Annotated in this window: 13 protein-coding genes; 9 read left to right on the forward strand and 4 right to left on the reverse strand. The window is 73.3% G+C overall.

Annotation, left to right across the window (positions count from 1 at the left end):
- Positions 1–64: 64 nt before the first annotated feature.
- From ACQP17_RS22135 to sucD, 3 genes are all read left to right on the forward strand, one after another.
- Positions 65–1,462, forward strand: a complete 1,398-nt coding sequence (locus tag ACQP17_RS22135; protein WP_433857832.1) for a hypothetical protein — start codon at positions 65–67, stop codon at positions 1,460–1,462.
- A gap of 641 nt (positions 1,463–2,103) precedes the next feature.
- The gene (sucC, locus tag ACQP17_RS22140; protein WP_364874665.1) at positions 2,104–3,279 is read left to right on the forward strand and encodes an ADP-forming succinate--CoA ligase subunit beta; all 1,176 of its coding nucleotides are present in this window, start codon (positions 2,104–2,106) and stop codon (positions 3,277–3,279) included.
- Positions 3,280–3,299: 20 nt separating this feature from the next.
- Positions 3,300–4,184 carry a succinate--CoA ligase subunit alpha gene (gene sucD, locus ACQP17_RS22145; RefSeq protein ID WP_433857833.1) on the forward strand — a complete coding sequence of 295 codons (885 nt, stop codon included), beginning with the start codon at positions 3,300–3,302 and terminating at the stop codon, positions 4,182–4,184.
- 163 nt (positions 4,185–4,347) lie between these two features.
- Here sucD and ACQP17_RS22150 read toward each other — a convergent pair whose 3' ends face one another.
- Positions 4,348–5,280 (reverse strand): hypothetical protein, encoded by a 933-nt coding sequence (locus ACQP17_RS22150; protein ID WP_433857834.1) that lies wholly within the window; start codon positions 5,278–5,280, stop codon positions 4,348–4,350.
- 100 nt (positions 5,281–5,380) lie between these two features.
- Here ACQP17_RS22150 and ACQP17_RS22155 point away from each other — a divergent pair, with 100 nt between their 5' ends.
- Entirely contained in the window at positions 5,381–7,129 is a 1,749-nt protein-coding gene (locus tag ACQP17_RS22155; protein ID WP_433857835.1) for a cell division protein PerM, read from the forward strand.
- A 26-nt stretch (positions 7,130–7,155) separates the two neighbouring features.
- Here ACQP17_RS22155 and ACQP17_RS22160 read toward each other — a convergent pair whose 3' ends face one another.
- Positions 7,156–8,073 (reverse strand): hypothetical protein, encoded by a 918-nt coding sequence (locus tag ACQP17_RS22160; RefSeq protein WP_433857836.1) that lies wholly within the window; start codon positions 8,071–8,073, stop codon positions 7,156–7,158.
- 245 nt (positions 8,074–8,318) lie between these two features.
- On the opposite strand from ACQP17_RS22160, the gene purN reads away from it, so the two are divergent.
- Together purN and purH are read left to right on the forward strand one after the other, a co-directional pair.
- Positions 8,319–8,975 carry a phosphoribosylglycinamide formyltransferase gene (purN, locus tag ACQP17_RS22165; RefSeq protein WP_433857837.1) on the forward strand — a complete coding sequence of 219 codons (657 nt, stop codon included), beginning with the start codon at positions 8,319–8,321 and terminating at the stop codon, positions 8,973–8,975.
- The gene (gene purH / locus ACQP17_RS22170) at positions 8,972–10,543 is read left to right on the forward strand and encodes a bifunctional phosphoribosylaminoimidazolecarboxamide formyltransferase/IMP cyclohydrolase (RefSeq protein WP_433857838.1); all 1,572 of its coding nucleotides are present in this window, start codon (positions 8,972–8,974) and stop codon (positions 10,541–10,543) included. The genes purN and purH overlap by 4 nt, the downstream gene beginning before the upstream one ends.
- Positions 10,544–10,615: 72 nt before the next feature.
- Here purH and ACQP17_RS22175 read toward each other — a convergent pair whose 3' ends face one another.
- Both ACQP17_RS22175 and ACQP17_RS22180 read right to left on the reverse strand, forming a co-directional pair.
- Positions 10,616–11,167, reverse strand: coding sequence for a hypothetical protein (locus ACQP17_RS22175; protein WP_433857839.1), 552 nt, complete (start codon positions 11,165–11,167; stop codon positions 10,616–10,618).
- 110 nt (positions 11,168–11,277) lie between these two features.
- On the reverse strand, positions 11,278–12,030 hold the full coding sequence (locus tag ACQP17_RS22180) for an RDD family protein (protein WP_433857840.1): 753 nt from the start codon (positions 12,028–12,030) through the stop codon (positions 11,278–11,280).
- 241 nt (positions 12,031–12,271) lie between these two features.
- Here ACQP17_RS22180 and ACQP17_RS22185 point away from each other — a divergent pair, with 241 nt between their 5' ends.
- From ACQP17_RS22185 to ACQP17_RS22195, 3 genes are all read left to right on the forward strand, one after another.
- Complete coding sequence (locus tag ACQP17_RS22185) at positions 12,272–13,126, forward strand: bifunctional methylenetetrahydrofolate dehydrogenase/methenyltetrahydrofolate cyclohydrolase (protein ID WP_364874681.1); 855 nt, start codon at positions 12,272–12,274, stop codon at positions 13,124–13,126.
- A gap of 72 nt (positions 13,127–13,198) precedes the next feature.
- Positions 13,199–13,627 (forward strand): DUF3017 domain-containing protein, encoded by a 429-nt coding sequence (locus tag ACQP17_RS22190; protein WP_433857841.1) that lies wholly within the window; start codon positions 13,199–13,201, stop codon positions 13,625–13,627.
- Positions 13,628–14,008: 381 nt separating this feature from the next.
- The gene (locus ACQP17_RS22195) at positions 14,009–15,142 is read left to right on the forward strand and encodes a DUF2690 domain-containing protein (protein WP_433857842.1); all 1,134 of its coding nucleotides are present in this window, start codon (positions 14,009–14,011) and stop codon (positions 15,140–15,142) included.
- Positions 15,143–15,429: the final 287 nt, after the last annotated feature.

The raw sequence follows: 15,429 nt of genomic DNA on the forward strand, positions 1-15,429 counted from the left end.
GCCGCGCGGGGGCGGGACAGGTCTGCCCTTTCACCCCTCCTGAATTCGAAGGACTTTCACTTCCATGCGCTCCAACATCCGCCGTTCCATCGTCGTCGCCGCTGCCGCCACCGGACTGTGGGCCCTGGGCTCCGTCGCCGCCAACGCCGCCGAACTGCCCGTCGCCGGTGACCTGCCGTCCGCCGGCACGGTGACCGACACCGCCAAGAAGCTGCCCACCGGCGACGTGACCGGCACGGCGACGAAGACCGCCAAGAAGGTCACCGGCACCGCCGCGCGGACGGCGGGCAAGGCCACCGGCGTGCTCGGCGGCGGGGTGTCGGCCCAGGACCTGCCCGCGACGGACGGCGTGCAGAAGCTGACCCACGGCCTGGGCCTGCCGGACGCCGGTGCGGTCCGCAAGACCGCCGACGTGCAGAAGGCGAAGAAGACCGTCAAGGGCGTCAAGGCCGTCAAGGCAACGAAGGCCGTCAAGTCCGTCAAGAAGACCGCCGAGGGCGCCACCGGTCAGGTCGGGGCCGGCCGCCTCGCCGACGGCACGCTGCCCGCCGTCCCGGCGCTGCCCGCCACGGGCGTTCCGGCCGGCCGGCTCACCGGCGGTCTGCCCGCCGTCCCGGCGCTGCCCAAGGCTCCCGCGCTGCCCAAGGCTCCGGGCTCGGTCGACAACCTGCTGGCCGGTCTCGCCGGTGCGGGCGTCCGCCCCGAGCAGCTGACGAACCAGGCCAAGGGTGGTCTGGCCACGGTCCGTCCGGTCGTCGACCAGGCTGCCTCCGACGTGCTGCCGCCCGTCGCCCGCCGGGTCGTCGTCAAGGTCGTTCCGGTCGCCCAGGGCGCGGTCGGCAACGCCGGTCAGCTCGCGGGTGACGCGGCCGGCCGGACGACCCCGTTCGTGAGCACGGTCGGCGGCCGCGCGCAGCTGCTCGTGCAGGGTGAGACCGGCGAGGCGGTGCCGTTCGCGCAGGGTGTCGCGGCCGACGCGGTGCCGTTCGCCAAGGGGGTCGCGGGTCACGCCACCCCGTTCGCGAAGGGTGTGGCCGCCGACGCCACCCCGTTCGCGCAGGGCCTGACGGCGGTCGTCGCGACCGACGCCGGGGGCACCGCCCACCAGGCCGTCGCCGGTGTGCGGGGCCTGACGCCGGCCAAGTCCGTGCCGTCGGTTCCGTCGCTGCCGTCGGTCCCGGCCGTTCCCTCGGTCCCGTCCGTGCCGTCGGTCCCGACCGTGCCCGGCACCGTGACGGACGCCGTCGCCCTCCCGTCGGTGCCCGCCGTCCCGTCGGCGCCCGCCGTGCCGTCCGTGCCCGCCGTGCCGTCCGTGCCCTCCGTCCCGGGCCACGTGACCGACGTCGTCCCGGCCGTTCCGGGTCACGCCGTCGCCCTCCCGGCCGTGCCGGCCGACCTGGGCGACCTCACCAACGCCGCCAACATCCCGGCGCTGCCCGCCCTCCCGGCGCGGGGCATCTGAGACTCACCGAGTCGGTAACCCCGGTTCACCGGCCGCGGCGGCGGCCGGTGCCGGAACTCGCGTGAACAGCCGGGCGGTCCTCTGTGGGGGAGGACCGCCCGGCTTCGGCGTTCCCGGGACCCGTCAACAGAGCACCGGTGCGCCGTAGTTGAGCCCGGCGCTCGGCCCCACTCCTATGCCTACCCCCACTTGCGGTCCGCGTCCCCCCGCCCCCGTGGCCCGCCCACCGCCGCCCCCATCACCCGAAGCGGCCACCGAGCGGCCACCGAGCGGCCGTCGACCGGCCGTCGACCGGCCCGCGTAGCGCCCCCGTGTGCGGGCGCCGAGACGGCGGAGCGCCGTGCGTCACGGGGCCGCGCGGGAAAGGCGGGCGGCGACCCCTCGCCTCCGACAGGCGGATATCCCGAGAAGGCGTCACTTGATCCAAAGATCTGTGATGGTAATCACCGCCGGAGTGTGATCTGTGATTTAGGGGCTCACGGCCCACGGCGATAACCTGCCGGACGGACATGCCGCGTATCCGGTCACCGTGTACGCCTCCCCTGTGACAGCGCCGTCACGTTGCCCTTCGCGGCACGCCCATCGCAGACAACGATCCGCGATCACTACGGCGATTCTGAGAAGACAAGGGACGGACGCGCGTGGACCTGTTCGAGTACCAGGCGAGGGACCTCTTCGCCAAGCACGGTGTACCGGTGCTGGCCGGTGAAGTCATCGACACGCCTGAGGCAGCCCGCGAGGCGACCGAGCGGCTGGGCGGCAAGTCTGTCGTCAAGGCGCAGGTGAAGGTCGGCGGCCGTGGCAAGGCCGGCGGCGTCAAGCTGGCGGCGACCCCGGACGAGGCCGTCGCCCGCGCGACGGACATCCTCGGCATGGACATCAAGGGCCACACGGTCCACAAGGTGATGATCGCCGAGACCGCTCCGGAGATCGCCGAGGAGTACTACGTCTCGTACCTCCTCGACCGCACCAACCGCACCTTCCTGGCCATGGCCTCCGTCGCCGGCGGCATGGACATCGAAGAGGTCGCGGAGAAGACCCCCGAGAAGCTCGCCAAGATCCCGGTGGACGCCAACGAGGGCGTCTCCAAGGAGAAGGCCGCCGAGATCGTCGCCGCCGCGAAGTTCCCGGCCGAGGTCGCCGACCAGGTCGCCGACGTGCTGGTCACGCTGTGGAAGACCTTCATCGCCGAGGACGCGCTCCTCGTCGAGGTCAACCCGCTCGCCAAGGTCGCCAGCGGTGAGGTCCTCGCCCTCGACGGCAAGGTCTCCCTCGACGAGAACGCCGAGTTCCGTCAGCCCGAGCACGAGGCGCTGGAGGACAAGGCCGCCGCCAACCCGCTTGAGGCCGCGGCCAAGGCCAAGGGCCTGAACTACGTCAAGCTCGACGGCCAGGTCGGCATCATCGGCAACGGCGCGGGTCTCGTCATGAGCACCCTGGACGTCGTCGCCTACGCCGGCGAGAAGCACAGCAACGTCAAGCCCGCCAACTTCCTCGACATCGGTGGCGGCGCCTCCGCCGAGGTCATGGCGAACGGCCTGGAGATCATCCTGGGCGACCCGGACGTCAAGTCCGTGTTCGTCAACGTCTTCGGCGGGATCACCGCCTGTGACGAGGTCGCCAACGGCATCGTCCAGGCCCTGGAGCTGCTCAAGTCCAAGGGCGAGGACGTCAACAAGCCCCTGGTCGTGCGTCTCGACGGCAACAACGCGGAGCTCGGTCGCGAGATCCTGTCGAAGGCCAACCACCCGCTGGTGCAGCGCGTGGACACCATGGATGGCGCGGCCGACAAGGCCGCCGAGCTGGCTGCTAAGTAAAGGACGAGGACACAACAACCATGGCTATCTTCCTGACCAAGGAAAGCAAGGTCATCGTCCAGGGCATGACCGGTGCCACTGGCATGAAGCACACCAAGCTGATGCTCGGTGACGGCACCAACGTCGTCGGCGGTGTGAACCCGCGCAAGGCCGGCACCAGCGTCGACTTCGACGGCACCGACGTGCCCGTCTTCGGCTCGGTCGCCGAGGCGATGGAGAAGACCGGCGCCGACGTGTCCGTGCTCTTCGTGCCGCCGGCCTTCGCCAAGGCCGCGGTCGTCGAGGCGATCGACGCCGAGATCCCGCTGGCCGTCGTGATCACTGAGGGCATCGCGGTGCACGACTCCGCCGCCTTCTGGGCGTACGCGAAGTCCAAGGGCAACAAGACCCGGATCATCGGCCCGAACTGCCCCGGTCTGATCACCCCCGGTCAGTCCAACGCCGGCATCATCCCGGGCGACATCACCAAGCCCGGCCGCATCGGTCTGGTGTCGAAGTCCGGCACGCTGACCTACCAGATGATGTACGAGCTGCGTGACATCGGCTTCTCCTCGGCCGTCGGCATCGGTGGCGACCCGGTCATCGGCACCACGCACATCGACGCGCTCGCCGCGTTCGAGGCCGACCCCGACACCGACCTGATCGTGATGATCGGCGAGATCGGCGGCGACGCCGAGGAGCGTGCGGCCGACTTCATCAAGGCCAACGTCTCCAAGCCGGTCGTCGGCTACGTCGCGGGCTTCACCGCGCCCGAGGGCAAGACCATGGGCCACGCCGGCGCCATCGTCTCCGGCTCCTCCGGCACCGCCCAGGCGAAGAAGGAGGCCCTGGAGGCCGCCGGCGTCAAGGTCGGCAAGACCCCGTCGGAGACCGCGCGGCTGGCCCGCGAGATCCTCGGCGGCTGATTGCGCCACCCGGCGGGTCCGCCGGATCGGAGGGACGCCCGCGCGGCGTCCGTCCCCGATCCGGGTGGACCCCCTCGCTCCGGTGACACCGCGCCGGCGCGGCGGAAGCTCCTTCCGCCGCGCCGGCGCGGTGCGTTCGGGCCCCGTCGGCGCCCAGGGTCCGCTAACGGCTCTCGGGCGTCAGCCGGGCCTGCCGGAGCCGCTCGCGCGCCGCGGCCGCGTTTCCGCCGCGGTGTGCGCTCCCGCGCTGGTGCGCGCCGTGGCGCCGGTGCGCACGGCCCGGCTCGCGGGGCCCGCCGGGCTGGTGTGCGCCCGAGGTCCGGGGTCCGTTTGCGTCAGGGGACCGGACCGGTGACGGAAGGGCGTGCGGCGCGCTCGACAGCGACCGGTCCGGGGGCGGGTGGTGATCCGGCGCCAGCACCATCGTCAGCAGCGTGACCAGTGCGAGCAGCCCGGTCAGCCCGAACACGGACCGGGTCGTCCGCTCGGCGCTGCGCTCGCTCGCGGACCGTACGTGTGCCGCGGCGGGTGGTGTCATCCGCTGCGCGGCCGCCAGCCCGGTGAGCCGGGCCCGCAGGATCTCGCCCTGCCGGGCCGGCGGCTGCCCGTCGAGCCCCAGCTCCGGCAGCCGCGCGGCGATCCGCTCGCGCGCATGGGTCAGCCGTCCGGCCGCGGCCGGGGTGCTCGCCTCGATCTCCGCCGCCGTCTCGCCCAGCCCGAGCCCCACCCCGTCGTGCAGCACCAGCGCCCGCCGGTAGGGCGCCGGCAGGCTCAGCAGCGCAGCCAGCAGTTCCGGATCCGACGGCGCCGCCCGCCCGGTGTCCGGTTCCGGGGTGCGGGCGGGCCGCAGTGCGGGGCACGGCCGGTGCCACGGCGTCAGCGCGTACTCGTAGACCTCCGCCCGCACCCACCCCGCCGGGTCCGCGTCCACCGCGACCCGCGGCCAGTGCTGCCAGGCCCGCCGAAACCCCCGCTCCACCGCCCGCTCCGCCACCCGTGGCCGCCCGGTGAGCAGGAACGCCTGCCGGGTCAGCGCGAGGGCGTGCCGGGCGTGGAGTTCGTCGAAGGCGGCGGTGGCCTGCTCGCGCGGAGTCATACACAGCAGTGTGGAAAACCTGCGGAAGCAAGTGCGGCGCGACACGTCGGGCATATCGCCAGTACATGGCTGAAACGCCTCTTGTTGGCAGCATGGCCGTGTGAGCCAGTTCACCGATCGTGGCCCCGCACTGTCCTCGCACGGCAGAACCGCCGCCCAGCGCTCCTCGGCGATCGGCGCGGCCTTCCTCGGCGGGGTGACGGCTGCCGGCCTGGGGCTCGGCGCGCTGACGGTCGCCGTACTGCTGCTCTGGGTCGCCTCGCCCGCACCCGACAGCGGCCCCTCCCGGGCCCTTCATCTCGCCGCCGATCTGTGGCTCTCGGCGCACGGCGGTGATCTGGTCCGCGCCACCCGCTCCGGCGCCTGGGCCCCGGTCGGGGTGACCCCGCTGCTCCTCGCGGTGGTGCCGGTCCGGCTGCTGCACCGGGCCGCCCGCCATGCCCTGGCGACCGCGGCCGACGGCTCTTTGGCGGCGCCCGGCGACGGCCCCGGCGCGCCCGCGGTCGCGCCGCGCACCCTGCTGGGGGCGCTGCTCGCCGGCTATCTGTGCATCGCGGCCGGCGCGCTGCTCTACGCCTGCGCCGGAGAGCTGAGCGCCGAGCCCCTCAGCGCCCTGTGCTTCGTCCCGGCCACCGCGGTCGCCACGCTCGGCGTCACGGCCTGGCGCCTGCTGCGGCACCCCGGCGCCGATCTGCTGCCCGAGCGCGCCCTGCGGGCCTGCGCCCGGGTGCCGGACGGTCTGCGCACGCTCCTCGGCGGCTCCCGGTGCGCGGCCGCGGGCCGGGCCGCCGCCTTCGCCCTCGCCGCCCTGCTCGGCTCCGGCGTCCTGCTCACCCTCCTCGGGCTCGGCCTGCACGCGGACCGGGTGGGCGCGGCCCTCCTCCACCTGGCGCCCGACTGGGCCGGCCGTGCCACGGTGCTGCTGCTGTGCCTGGTACTGCTCCCGAACGCCGCCGTATGGGGCACCGCGTACGGTCTGGGCCCCGGTTTCACGGTCGGCGCGGGCAGTACGGTCGGCCCGCTGGGCGCCTCGGCGCATCCCGTACTGCCCCAGCTGCCGCTGCTCGGCGGAGTGCCGGACGCCGGTCCGGGAGGCCCGCTGACCTGGGCGGTGGCGGTGCTGCCGCTGCTCGCGGGGGCGCTGCTCGCCCGTTCGGTGGCCCGCGCCGCGCAGCCCTCGCCCGACACCGACACCGACACCGATACCGCTACCGACACCGACACCGACGACGAGTCCTGGTCCTGGTGGGGGACGGCCTGTGTGGCGGCCCTGGGCGCAGGCTTCTGCGGCGCCGCCATGGCCGTGCTCGCCGGCCTCGCCGGTGGCGCGCTGGGCACCGGCGCCCTCGCCGCCTTCGGCCCGAGCTGGTGGCGTACGGGCCTGGCGACGGTGGCCTGGACCGCCGTCACGGGCATCCCGGGCGCGGTCGCCCTACGGGTCTGGCGCCGGCACACGGGACGGCGGGCGGCGGGGGCGGACCGGGCGGACGGGGCGGGGCAGGGCGCGGCGGGGGACGCCGACGCCCCGCAGGGTGCGACGGGCGACAAGGCCGCGACGGGCCCCGGCGCCCCGGCGGCCACCGGCGCCACCAAGGCCGCGACCGCCCTGAAGGCCGCGACCCGGCTGAAGGGGTGGGCGCACGCGAAGCCCGCCGTGGCCGCGCAGTCCGCCGTGACCGCGGAGCCCGCCGTTGCCGCGAAAACCACCGTGCCCGGAAAGACCGCCGGGAGCGCGACGAGGCCTGGTGAACGGGCCGCCACGACCACCAGGGACGCGGCGGGCGAGGACGAGGGCCGGCCCGCCGAGAAGGCGGACGCCCCGGCCGGCACCGGAGGCGCCGTCGCCTGAAGCCGCCCGCTCCTGGCTACTCCCGCCTACTCCCGCGTGCTCAGCAGCGGGCGCAGCTCCTTGGGCAGCAGCTTCTCGCAGGACTTGCCGGACGACTGGGTCAAGGCGTCGTTCACGCAGGTGAAGTAGTCGCGGTAGACGATCTGCACGGTGAAGGTCGCGGCCACCATCATCAGCGCCAGCGAGGCGGTCACCAGGCCCGCGATGGCCGCCGTGACCTGCGGGCGGGTGCTGCCCCGGTCGGACGCGGCGCCCGGCTGCGCGGCCGGGGGAGCGGCCGGGGCGGGGCGGCCCTCCATGGCGGCGGTGGTCGCCTCGGCGGTGGCCTTCGAGGAGTCCGGCTTGGCCCGCAGGGAGCTGATGCCCCAGTAGAGCGCCAGCGCGGCCAGCAGCAGGGAGATCTCCGGCAGGCTGAACAGCACGCAGAAGAACGCCCACATGCCGGCGAGCAGGGCGTAGCGCGCCCGGCGCTGGGCCGGGTCGGTGGGGTCCCAGCGCAGCCCGCCGCCGGAGCCGCCCGAGCCACCCGAGCCGCCGGGGCCGCCGCTCTGCGGGCCGCCGCGGTTGCCCGGCCGGGTGCCGAAGCCGCCGTTTTGCCGGCCCGGCTGCCGCGGGCTCCACTGGCTGCCCCAGCTCGGCGCCGCGTCGTCCTTCGACGGCTCCCCGTTCTCGTCCCGGTCGTCCTGCCCGGAGCCGTGCGGGGCGGGGTGGCGCGGGCGCCACTCCTGGTCGGGGGCGTCCGCCGGGGGCGGCGCGAAGGGGTTGTCGCGGTCGTCGGGGCCCGAGGAGTCCGGCGCGGGGGAGTCCGGTGAGTCCGGGGAGGCGGACGACGGCTTGCCCTCACGCAGCAGCACCGTCCCGGGGGCGGTGGCGGGCCGGGGGTGCCATCCGGCGGTCGCTGCGGGAAGGGGCGGGAGGGCCGCGCGGCGGCGTCGGTCCGTCATCAGGTGTGCGTCTTCCCCTTGTCTCGTCCGTACGCGGGCCTTCGCGACCGGCGCCCGGTTACCACGAACTGCATGCAGTCTTACGCCTGACGCTACCTCCCGTGCCCGCCCCCGTCCCGTGGGGGCCGCGCGGTGTGCCGGTATCGTTGCTGACGGTCGGCGCCTTCGTAGGGTTCCCCGGATCTGCGGTACCCGCAGTCTTGTACGACCACACAAAGCACGCGAGATCGGAAATGAGCCCCGCCGTGGCTTCCTCCCCAGCCCCCGCCCCGCCCGCCCGACCCGGCCGCCCGGCCCGCGTGGCCGTGCTCGTCTCGGGTTCCGGAACGAACCTGCAGGCGCTGCTGGACGCCATCGCCGAGCAGGGCCCCGAGACCTATGGCGCCGAGATCGTGGCCGTCGGCGCCGACCGCGGCGCGATCGCCGGTCTGGAGCGCGCCGAGGCCGCGGGGCTGCCGACGTTCGTCTGCCGGGTCAAGGACTACGGCAGCCGCGGGGAGTGGGACGCGGCCCTGACCGCGGCGACCGCCGGGTACGAGCCCGACCTGGTCGTCTCGGCCGGCTTCATGAAGATCCTGGGCAAGGAGTTCCTCGCCCGCTTCGGCGGCCGGACCGTCAACACCCACCCGGCGCTGCTGCCGAGTTTTCCCGGTGCCCACGGCGTGCGCGACGCGCTCGCGTACGGCGCGAAGGTCACCGGCTGCACCGTCCACTTCGTCGACGACGGGGTCGACACCGGCCCGATCATCGCCCAGGGCGTGGTCGAGGTCCGGGACGAGGACGAGGAATCCGCGCTGCATGAGCGCATCAAGGAAGTCGAGCGATCGCTGCTCGTCGAGGTCGTGGGGCAACTGGCCCGGCACGGCTACCGCATTGAGGGACGAAAGGTACGTATCTCGTGACCGCCACCGAAGGTACGCAGCGGCCCATTCGCCGCGCTCTGGTCAGCGTCTACGACAAGTCCGGGCTGGAGGAGCTGGCGCAGGGGCTGCACGCGGCGGGCGTCCAGCTCGTGTCGACCGGATCGACGGCCGGGAAGATCGCCGCGGCCGGGGTGCCGGTCACCAAGGTCGAGGAGCTGACGGGCTTCCCCGAGTGCCTCGACGGCCGGGTCAAGACCCTCCACCCGAAGGTGCACGCCGGCATTCTGGCCGACCTGCGCCTCGATGACCACCGCAGCCAGCTGACCGAGCTGGGTGTCGAGCCGTTCGACCTGGTGATCGTCAACCTCTACCCGTTCCGGGAGACGGTCGCCTCCGGCGCCACCCCCGACGAGTGCGTGGAGCAGATCGACATCGGCGGCCCCTCGATGGTCCGTGCCGCCGCCAAGAACCACCCGTCGGTCGCCGTCGTCGTCAACCCCGCCCGTTACGGCCAGGTCCTCGAAGCGGTCGCGGTCGGCGGCTTCGGGCTCGCCGAGCGCCGGCGGCTGGCGGCGGAGGCGTTCCAGCACACCGCGGCGTACGACACCGCGGTCGCGTCCTGGTTCACCGACCGCTACGCGCCCGAGGACGCCTACAACGGCCTCCCGGAGTTCGTCGGCGAGACCCTGGAGCGCAAGGGCAGCCTGCGCTACGGCGAGAACCCGCACCAGGCCGCGGCCCTGTACACGGACGGTGAGCCGGGCGGCATCGCCAACGCCGAGCAGCTGCACGGCAAGGAGATGTCCTTCAACAACTACGTGGACACCGAGGCCGCGCGCCGCGCCGCCTTCGACCACGACGGGCCGTGCGTGGCGATCATCAAGCACGCCAACCCCTGCGGCATCGCGACCGGCCACGACATCGCCGAGGCCCACCGCAAGGCGCACGCCTGCGACCCGCTCTCCGCGTACGGCGGGGTGATCGCCGTGAACCGTCCGGTGACCATCGAGCTGGCCGAGCAGGTCGCGGAGATCTTCACCGAGGTCATCGCGGCCCCGGCCTACGAGGCCGGTGCGGTCGAGGTCCTCGCCAAGAAGAAGAACATCCGCGTCCTGAAGGTCGAGGGTCTGCCGACCCGGCCGGGCGATGTGAAGTTCCTCTCCGGCGGCGCGGTCATCCAGCACACCGATGTCTTCCAGGCGGCGGGCGACGACCCGGCGAACTGGACGCTGGCCACCGGCGAGGCGCTGTCCGCCGAGGAGCTCGCCGAGCTGTCCTTCGCCTGGCGGGCCTGCCGCGCGGTCAAGTCCAACGCGATCCTGCTCGCCAAGGACGGTGCCTCGGTCGGCGTCGGCATGGGCCAGGTCAACCGCGTCGACTCCGCGAAGCTCGCGGTCGAGCGGGCGGGCGAGGAGCGCGCGCGGGGCTCTTACGCCGCCTCGGACGCCTTCTTCCCGTTCCCCGACGGTCTGGAGATCCTGACGGCGGCCGGCGTCAAGGCCGTGGTCCAGCCGGGCGGTTCGGTCCGTGACGAGCAGGTCGTCGAGGCCGCCGCGAAGGCCGGCGTGACGATGTACTTCACCGGTACCCGGCACTTCTTCCACTGAGCCGTCGGGCCACCGAAGCCGAAGGGCCGCACCCCGGGCGGGGTGCGGCCCTTCGCCGTGCCGGCGCGGCGGTCAGTAACGCGGCCGGTTGAACCACTTGTTGCTCTCGTCCTTCGCCATGAAGGCGATGACCAGGATGCCCAGGACGGTGTGCACCAGCCCGAACGGAAAGGTCATCAGGCTCACGAGGAGGGTGCCGACCCCGAAGACGATGGCGCCGGTCCGCACGCCCTTGCCGCCGTTGGCGCACTGCAGGGCCACCGTGATCGCCACCGCCGAGAAGATCACGATCAGCACGATGGCGAAGATCAGGACGCCCTTGCCGACGTTCAGCATCGACGTGGTGTCCGGGCTGGTGTACGACGTGGTGTGGTGCGCGGCCTTGCTCACACTGCCCAGGCCGAACACGGCGCCGATCAGTCCGATGAGGTTCAGTCCGACGAGCACGAACATGAGCGCCCGCGCGACCTTGACCCCGCCGGGCATCACCATCGGGTACTGCGGCTGCATGCCGGGTATCTGGCCGCCCGGGTAGGGGCCGTACGGCGCGGGCTGCTGCGGGTAGCCGTAGCCGGGCTGCCGGCCCGGAGGGGGACCGTAGGGGTTCTGTGGGGGATAACTCACGAGCGTGTCCTTCAGGCGGCGTGAACGGGAGCGGCGAAGGCCCCGATCGCGCGGCGGCGAGGGGGCCTTCACCAAGTGGTGCACCAGGGGCAGGGGTGACACCCCGCCGGTTACTGGGTCTTGACGACCACCGAGCCGACGGCCTTGTCGGCGAAGGTCTGGGCCTTGTCGTCCCACAGCGGCCACAGCCAGCCGATGTAGCAGGCGATGCTGTCCAGGAAGTGGGCGAGGCGGCGGACGAAGGCCATGCCGAAGCCGAGCGGCTGGCCGGTGTCCTCACGGACCAGGCGGATGCTCATGGCCTTCTTGCCCACAGTTTGGCCGGTATTGCCCTCCTTGACGAGCATGAAGATGCCTCCCGCCATGCCCGCCAGGATGGCCAGCACGATCAGGATGACGGCGAAGGCCGGCGGCCCGGCCGAGACCGCGTCCGACCGGCACTGGTAGTCGTCGTAGGCGCAGGTGGGGGCGCTGCTCACGGAGGACACCGCTACGGCGGTCGCGATGCCGTACAGGATGCCGGGCACCAGGCCCACGATCAGACCGTCGATGAGCAGTGCGCACAGCCGCGCGCCCCAACTCGCGTACCCGGTGGGCATTCCCATGCCCGGTATTCCGGGCATGCCCGGCTGGCCGTAGGGGTTCGCCTGCTGGGGGTAGCCGTAGCCCTGCTGCGGAGGAACGGGCTGCTGGGGGTAGCCGTACGGCTGCTGCTGCGGGGGCTGCTGGGGGTACCCGTAGCCGGGCTGTCCCTGGGGCGGGACGGGCGGCTGCTGGCCGTACGGGCCCTGCGGCGGCTGCTGGCCGTAGGGGGCCTGCGGCGGCTGCTGGCCGTACGGGTTGTTCGGGTCACCGAAACTCATCTGCGGTTTTCCTCCGTTGGGTCCATGGGGACGGTGCGGCGTGACGTGGAGGAAATACAGGTTTCACTGGCGACCCCCCGACGATGCCTGCGGCACTGCGCGTCAATCCTTCTAGTTGCGCATTCACTCTGTCCAGTTCGGGTTGCTGTCCGTTGTCCAAGTGCAATGATCAATTCCGGCCATGGACGTCCCGGGGTGCCCTGATTGGAAGGTCGCGGCCCTCATCCGGGAGAATGGGGGCATGACTGCCCAGATTCTGGATGGCAAGGCCGCAGCGGCCGCCATCAAGTCCGAGCTCACCGTCCGTGTCGAGGCCCTGAAGGCCAAGGGCGTGCAGCCCGGCCTGGGCACCCTCCTGGTCGGCGACGACCCGGGCAGCCGCTGGTACGTCAACGGCAAGCACCGCGACTGCGCCCAGGTCGGCATCGCCTCCCTCCAGCGCGAGCTGCCGGAGACCGCCACCCAGGAGGAGATCGAGGCGGTCGTACGGGAGCTGAACGAGGACCCCGCCTGTACCGGCTACATCGTCCAACTCCCGCTCCCCAAGGGCATCGACGCGCACCGGGTCCTGGAGCTGATGGACCCGGCGAAGGACGCCGACGGGCTGCACCCGATGAGCCTGGGCCGGCTGGTGCTGGGCATCGAGGGCCCGCTGCCCTGCACCCCCTACGGCATCGTCCAGCTGCTGCGGCGGCACGAGGTCGAGATCAAGGGCGCGCACGTGGTCGTCGTCGGCCGAGGGATCACCATCGGCCGCCCGATGCCGCTGGTGCTGACCCGCAAGTCGGAGAACGCCACGGTGACCCAGTGCCACACCGGCACCCGTGATCTGTCCGCGCACCTCAAGCAGGCGGACATCATCGTGGCCGCGGCCGGTGTGCCGCACATCATCAAGCCCGAGGACGTCAAGCCCGGCGCGGCCGTCCTGGACGTCGGCGTCAGCCGCGACGAGGCGGGCAAGATCGTCGGCGATGTGCACCCGGGCGTGACCGAGGTGGCCGGCTGGGTCGCCCCGAACCCGGGCGGCGTCGGGCCGATGACCCGCGCCCAGCTGCTGGTCAACGTCGTCGAGGCCGCCGAGCGCGCGGCCGGCTGACGACGTCGGCACCCAGGACCTGAGACCCTGTCCTCGACAGACGGATCCGGACACCGGAAGGAACTGCCCGCCATGGCTTCCGAAGCGCATTCGGAGGGGGCCTCCGAGCCGCAGCGCTCCTCACGCCGCTTTCCGACGCTGACCCGCGACACCGCCCGCCCCGAGGGCGGCGGCCGGGCCGCCTCGGGCGGCTACCCCGCGCCCGCCCGGCAGTGGCCCCTGCTGAGCGTGATGGGCGGGGTCGCGATCGGGCTGCTGCTGGTGGCGCTCGGCGCGTTCCGCATCGGGTCGATCGTGATCGGGCTCTCGCTGCTGGGCGGCGCGGTGCTGCGGTGGGCGCTGCCGTCGGTGGGGATGCTGGCCGTGCGCTCCCGCTTCACCGACATGCTGACGTACGGGGTGCTCGGCTTCGTGATCGTGATGCTGGCGCTGATGGTGCAGCCGAAGCCGTGGATCCACATCCCCTTCCTGGACGACATCGTCCACTTCACCGTGCGCTAGCCGCCCGCCCGCGCTCGCACCGACGGCGGCCCGCCCGCTCCTCCCGGGAGCGGGCGGGCCGCCGTCGTGTGGTGGCGCGTCGGCGGACGGTGGGCGCGGGGTGCGCCGTCCCCGGTAGCGCGTGGGGCGGCATCACTGCACTTTTTTATCGAATCCTGACCGATTCTTGTTGGAATTCGCACGGAACTCGTAGTGTCTCGTCCGGAAATGCCACACTGCTGAGGCGCGGAGTGTGCTCGGACCAGAGTCATATGTCCGGATGCTCCCGTGCGCCCTCAATCGGGGACCGCCGTCGTGACCAGGAGGCGGCCCCGCGGGCGGCAAGGAGGCGGGCCGGGGGAGCCGCGCATTGGCACGTAAGCGGGGGGATAGGGGGAGGCAATGCCTCGCTGGAAGGCGCTGCCGGAAGAGCTCGATCCGCAGGTGCGGGAGTTCGCCGGGCAGCTGCGCAGGCTCATCGACCGCAGCGGGCTGAGCGTGGCCGCCGTCGCGGACAGCACGGGCTACAGCAAGACGTCCTGGGAGCGCTATCTCAACGGGCGGCTGCTGCCGCCGCTGCGCGCGGTGCTCGCCCTCGCCGAGCAGACCGGCGCACACCCCTCGCACCTCACCACGCTGTGGGAGCTGGCCGAACGCGCCTGGAGCCGGGCGGAGATGCGCCAGGACGTCACCATGGAGGCGATCCGGGTGGCGCAGGCGCGCGCCGCGCTGGGGGAGTTGGACACCGACCCGGCCGCGACGGGTGCGCCCACCGAAGCGAAGGCCGAGAAGCCGGGGAAGGCGGAGAAGCCGGGGAAGGCCGAGAAGTCCGCCCCGTCCGAGCGGCCCGGGACCCCCGGGAGCGGAGCACAGCCCGGCCCGGCGCCGCTGTCGCAGGTGCCCTCCAGTGCGGACTTCCCCCGCTGGGAGGCGGTGGCGCCGTCCCCGCAACCGGCGCCCGCCGAGGGCACGTCCGGCCGCCGTCACCGGACCCCGATGATCCTGGTCGGCGCGGTCGGCGCCGTGCTGGTGGCCGTCGCGGGGGTCCTGCTGCTGAACCCCGGTGCCGAGCCGGCCAAGAAGGAGGCGGTGGCCCGGACGGCCCCGGCCCCCGCGCCGAGCGTGGAGCCGGCGCTGCCCAACGGGGTGCGCTGCACCGGCGACGGCTGCACGGGCAAGGACCCCGAGGCGATGGGGTGCGGCGGGCAGCACGCCACCACGCCGTCCCGCGGAATGGCGGGCCGCGCCGTGGTCGAGGTCCGCTACAGCTCCGTCTGTCACACGGCCTGGGCCCGCATCAGCCGTGCCGCACAGGGAGATCAAGCCACCATCAGCGCCGGCGGTCACCGCGCCACGGCGCGCGCCGAGCGGGCCGGTGACGCCTACACGCCGATGGTCGCGGTGTCCGGGGACCCGGCGAAGGTCGCGGCCTGCGGAACCACCGTGGCGGGCCTGAAGGGCTGCTCACGACCCCTTCCGGCGACGGCGCCGGGAGTCGCGGCCCCCTCCGGAACGCCCTCCGGCACGTCCCGGTAGCACCCCGCCCGCCGGCTCCGGACGGCCCGCCCGGGCCGCCTCACACCGCTCCCGGAGGATGTCCGAAAGACGGGAGGCATGCCCTCCGGGATCGCGGGCAAGCGACGGATATCCCCCCCACGGGTGTGGCACAACTGGGCGGCCGCCCGCACTCCCCCCTCCATAGGCGGGCGGCCGCCGCCCCTTCGGGACAGGTCTCACAGCGCTCTCCGCGCACAGCCCCGCACGGACCGCCGTACGGACACCACCGGGCACCCGGTGAGGTGTTCCACACCGGCCCGGCACCG

Source organism: Streptomyces kronopolitis (genome assembly GCF_050953795.1).
GTDB lineage: Bacteria > Actinomycetota > Actinomycetes > Streptomycetales > Streptomycetaceae > Streptomyces > Streptomyces kronopolitis_A.

Excerpts from the sequence above, each read along its gene's own strand:
- ACQP17_RS22190 (WP_433857841.1), top strand. The coding sequence starts at position 13,199 with ATGGCTTCCGAAGCGCATTCGGAGGGGGCCTCCGAGCCGCAGCGCTCC.
- ACQP17_RS22180 (WP_433857840.1), bottom strand. The coding sequence starts at position 12,030 with ATGAGTTTCGGTGACCCGAACAACCCGTACGGCCAGCAGCCGCCGCAG.
- ACQP17_RS22150 (WP_433857834.1), bottom strand. The coding sequence starts at position 5,280 with ATGACTCCGCGCGAGCAGGCCACCGCCGCCTTCGACGAACTCCACGCC.
- sucD (WP_433857833.1), top strand. The coding sequence starts at position 3,300 with ATGGCTATCTTCCTGACCAAGGAAAGCAAGGTCATCGTCCAGGGCATG.
- ACQP17_RS22135 (WP_433857832.1), top strand. The coding sequence starts at position 65 with ATGCGCTCCAACATCCGCCGTTCCATCGTCGTCGCCGCTGCCGCCACC.
- ACQP17_RS22160 (WP_433857836.1), bottom strand. The coding sequence starts at position 8,073 with ATGACGGACCGACGCCGCCGCGCGGCCCTCCCGCCCCTTCCCGCAGCG.
- ACQP17_RS22195 (WP_433857842.1), top strand. The coding sequence starts at position 14,009 with ATGCCTCGCTGGAAGGCGCTGCCGGAAGAGCTCGATCCGCAGGTGCGG.
- ACQP17_RS22185 (WP_364874681.1), top strand. The coding sequence starts at position 12,272 with ATGACTGCCCAGATTCTGGATGGCAAGGCCGCAGCGGCCGCCATCAAG.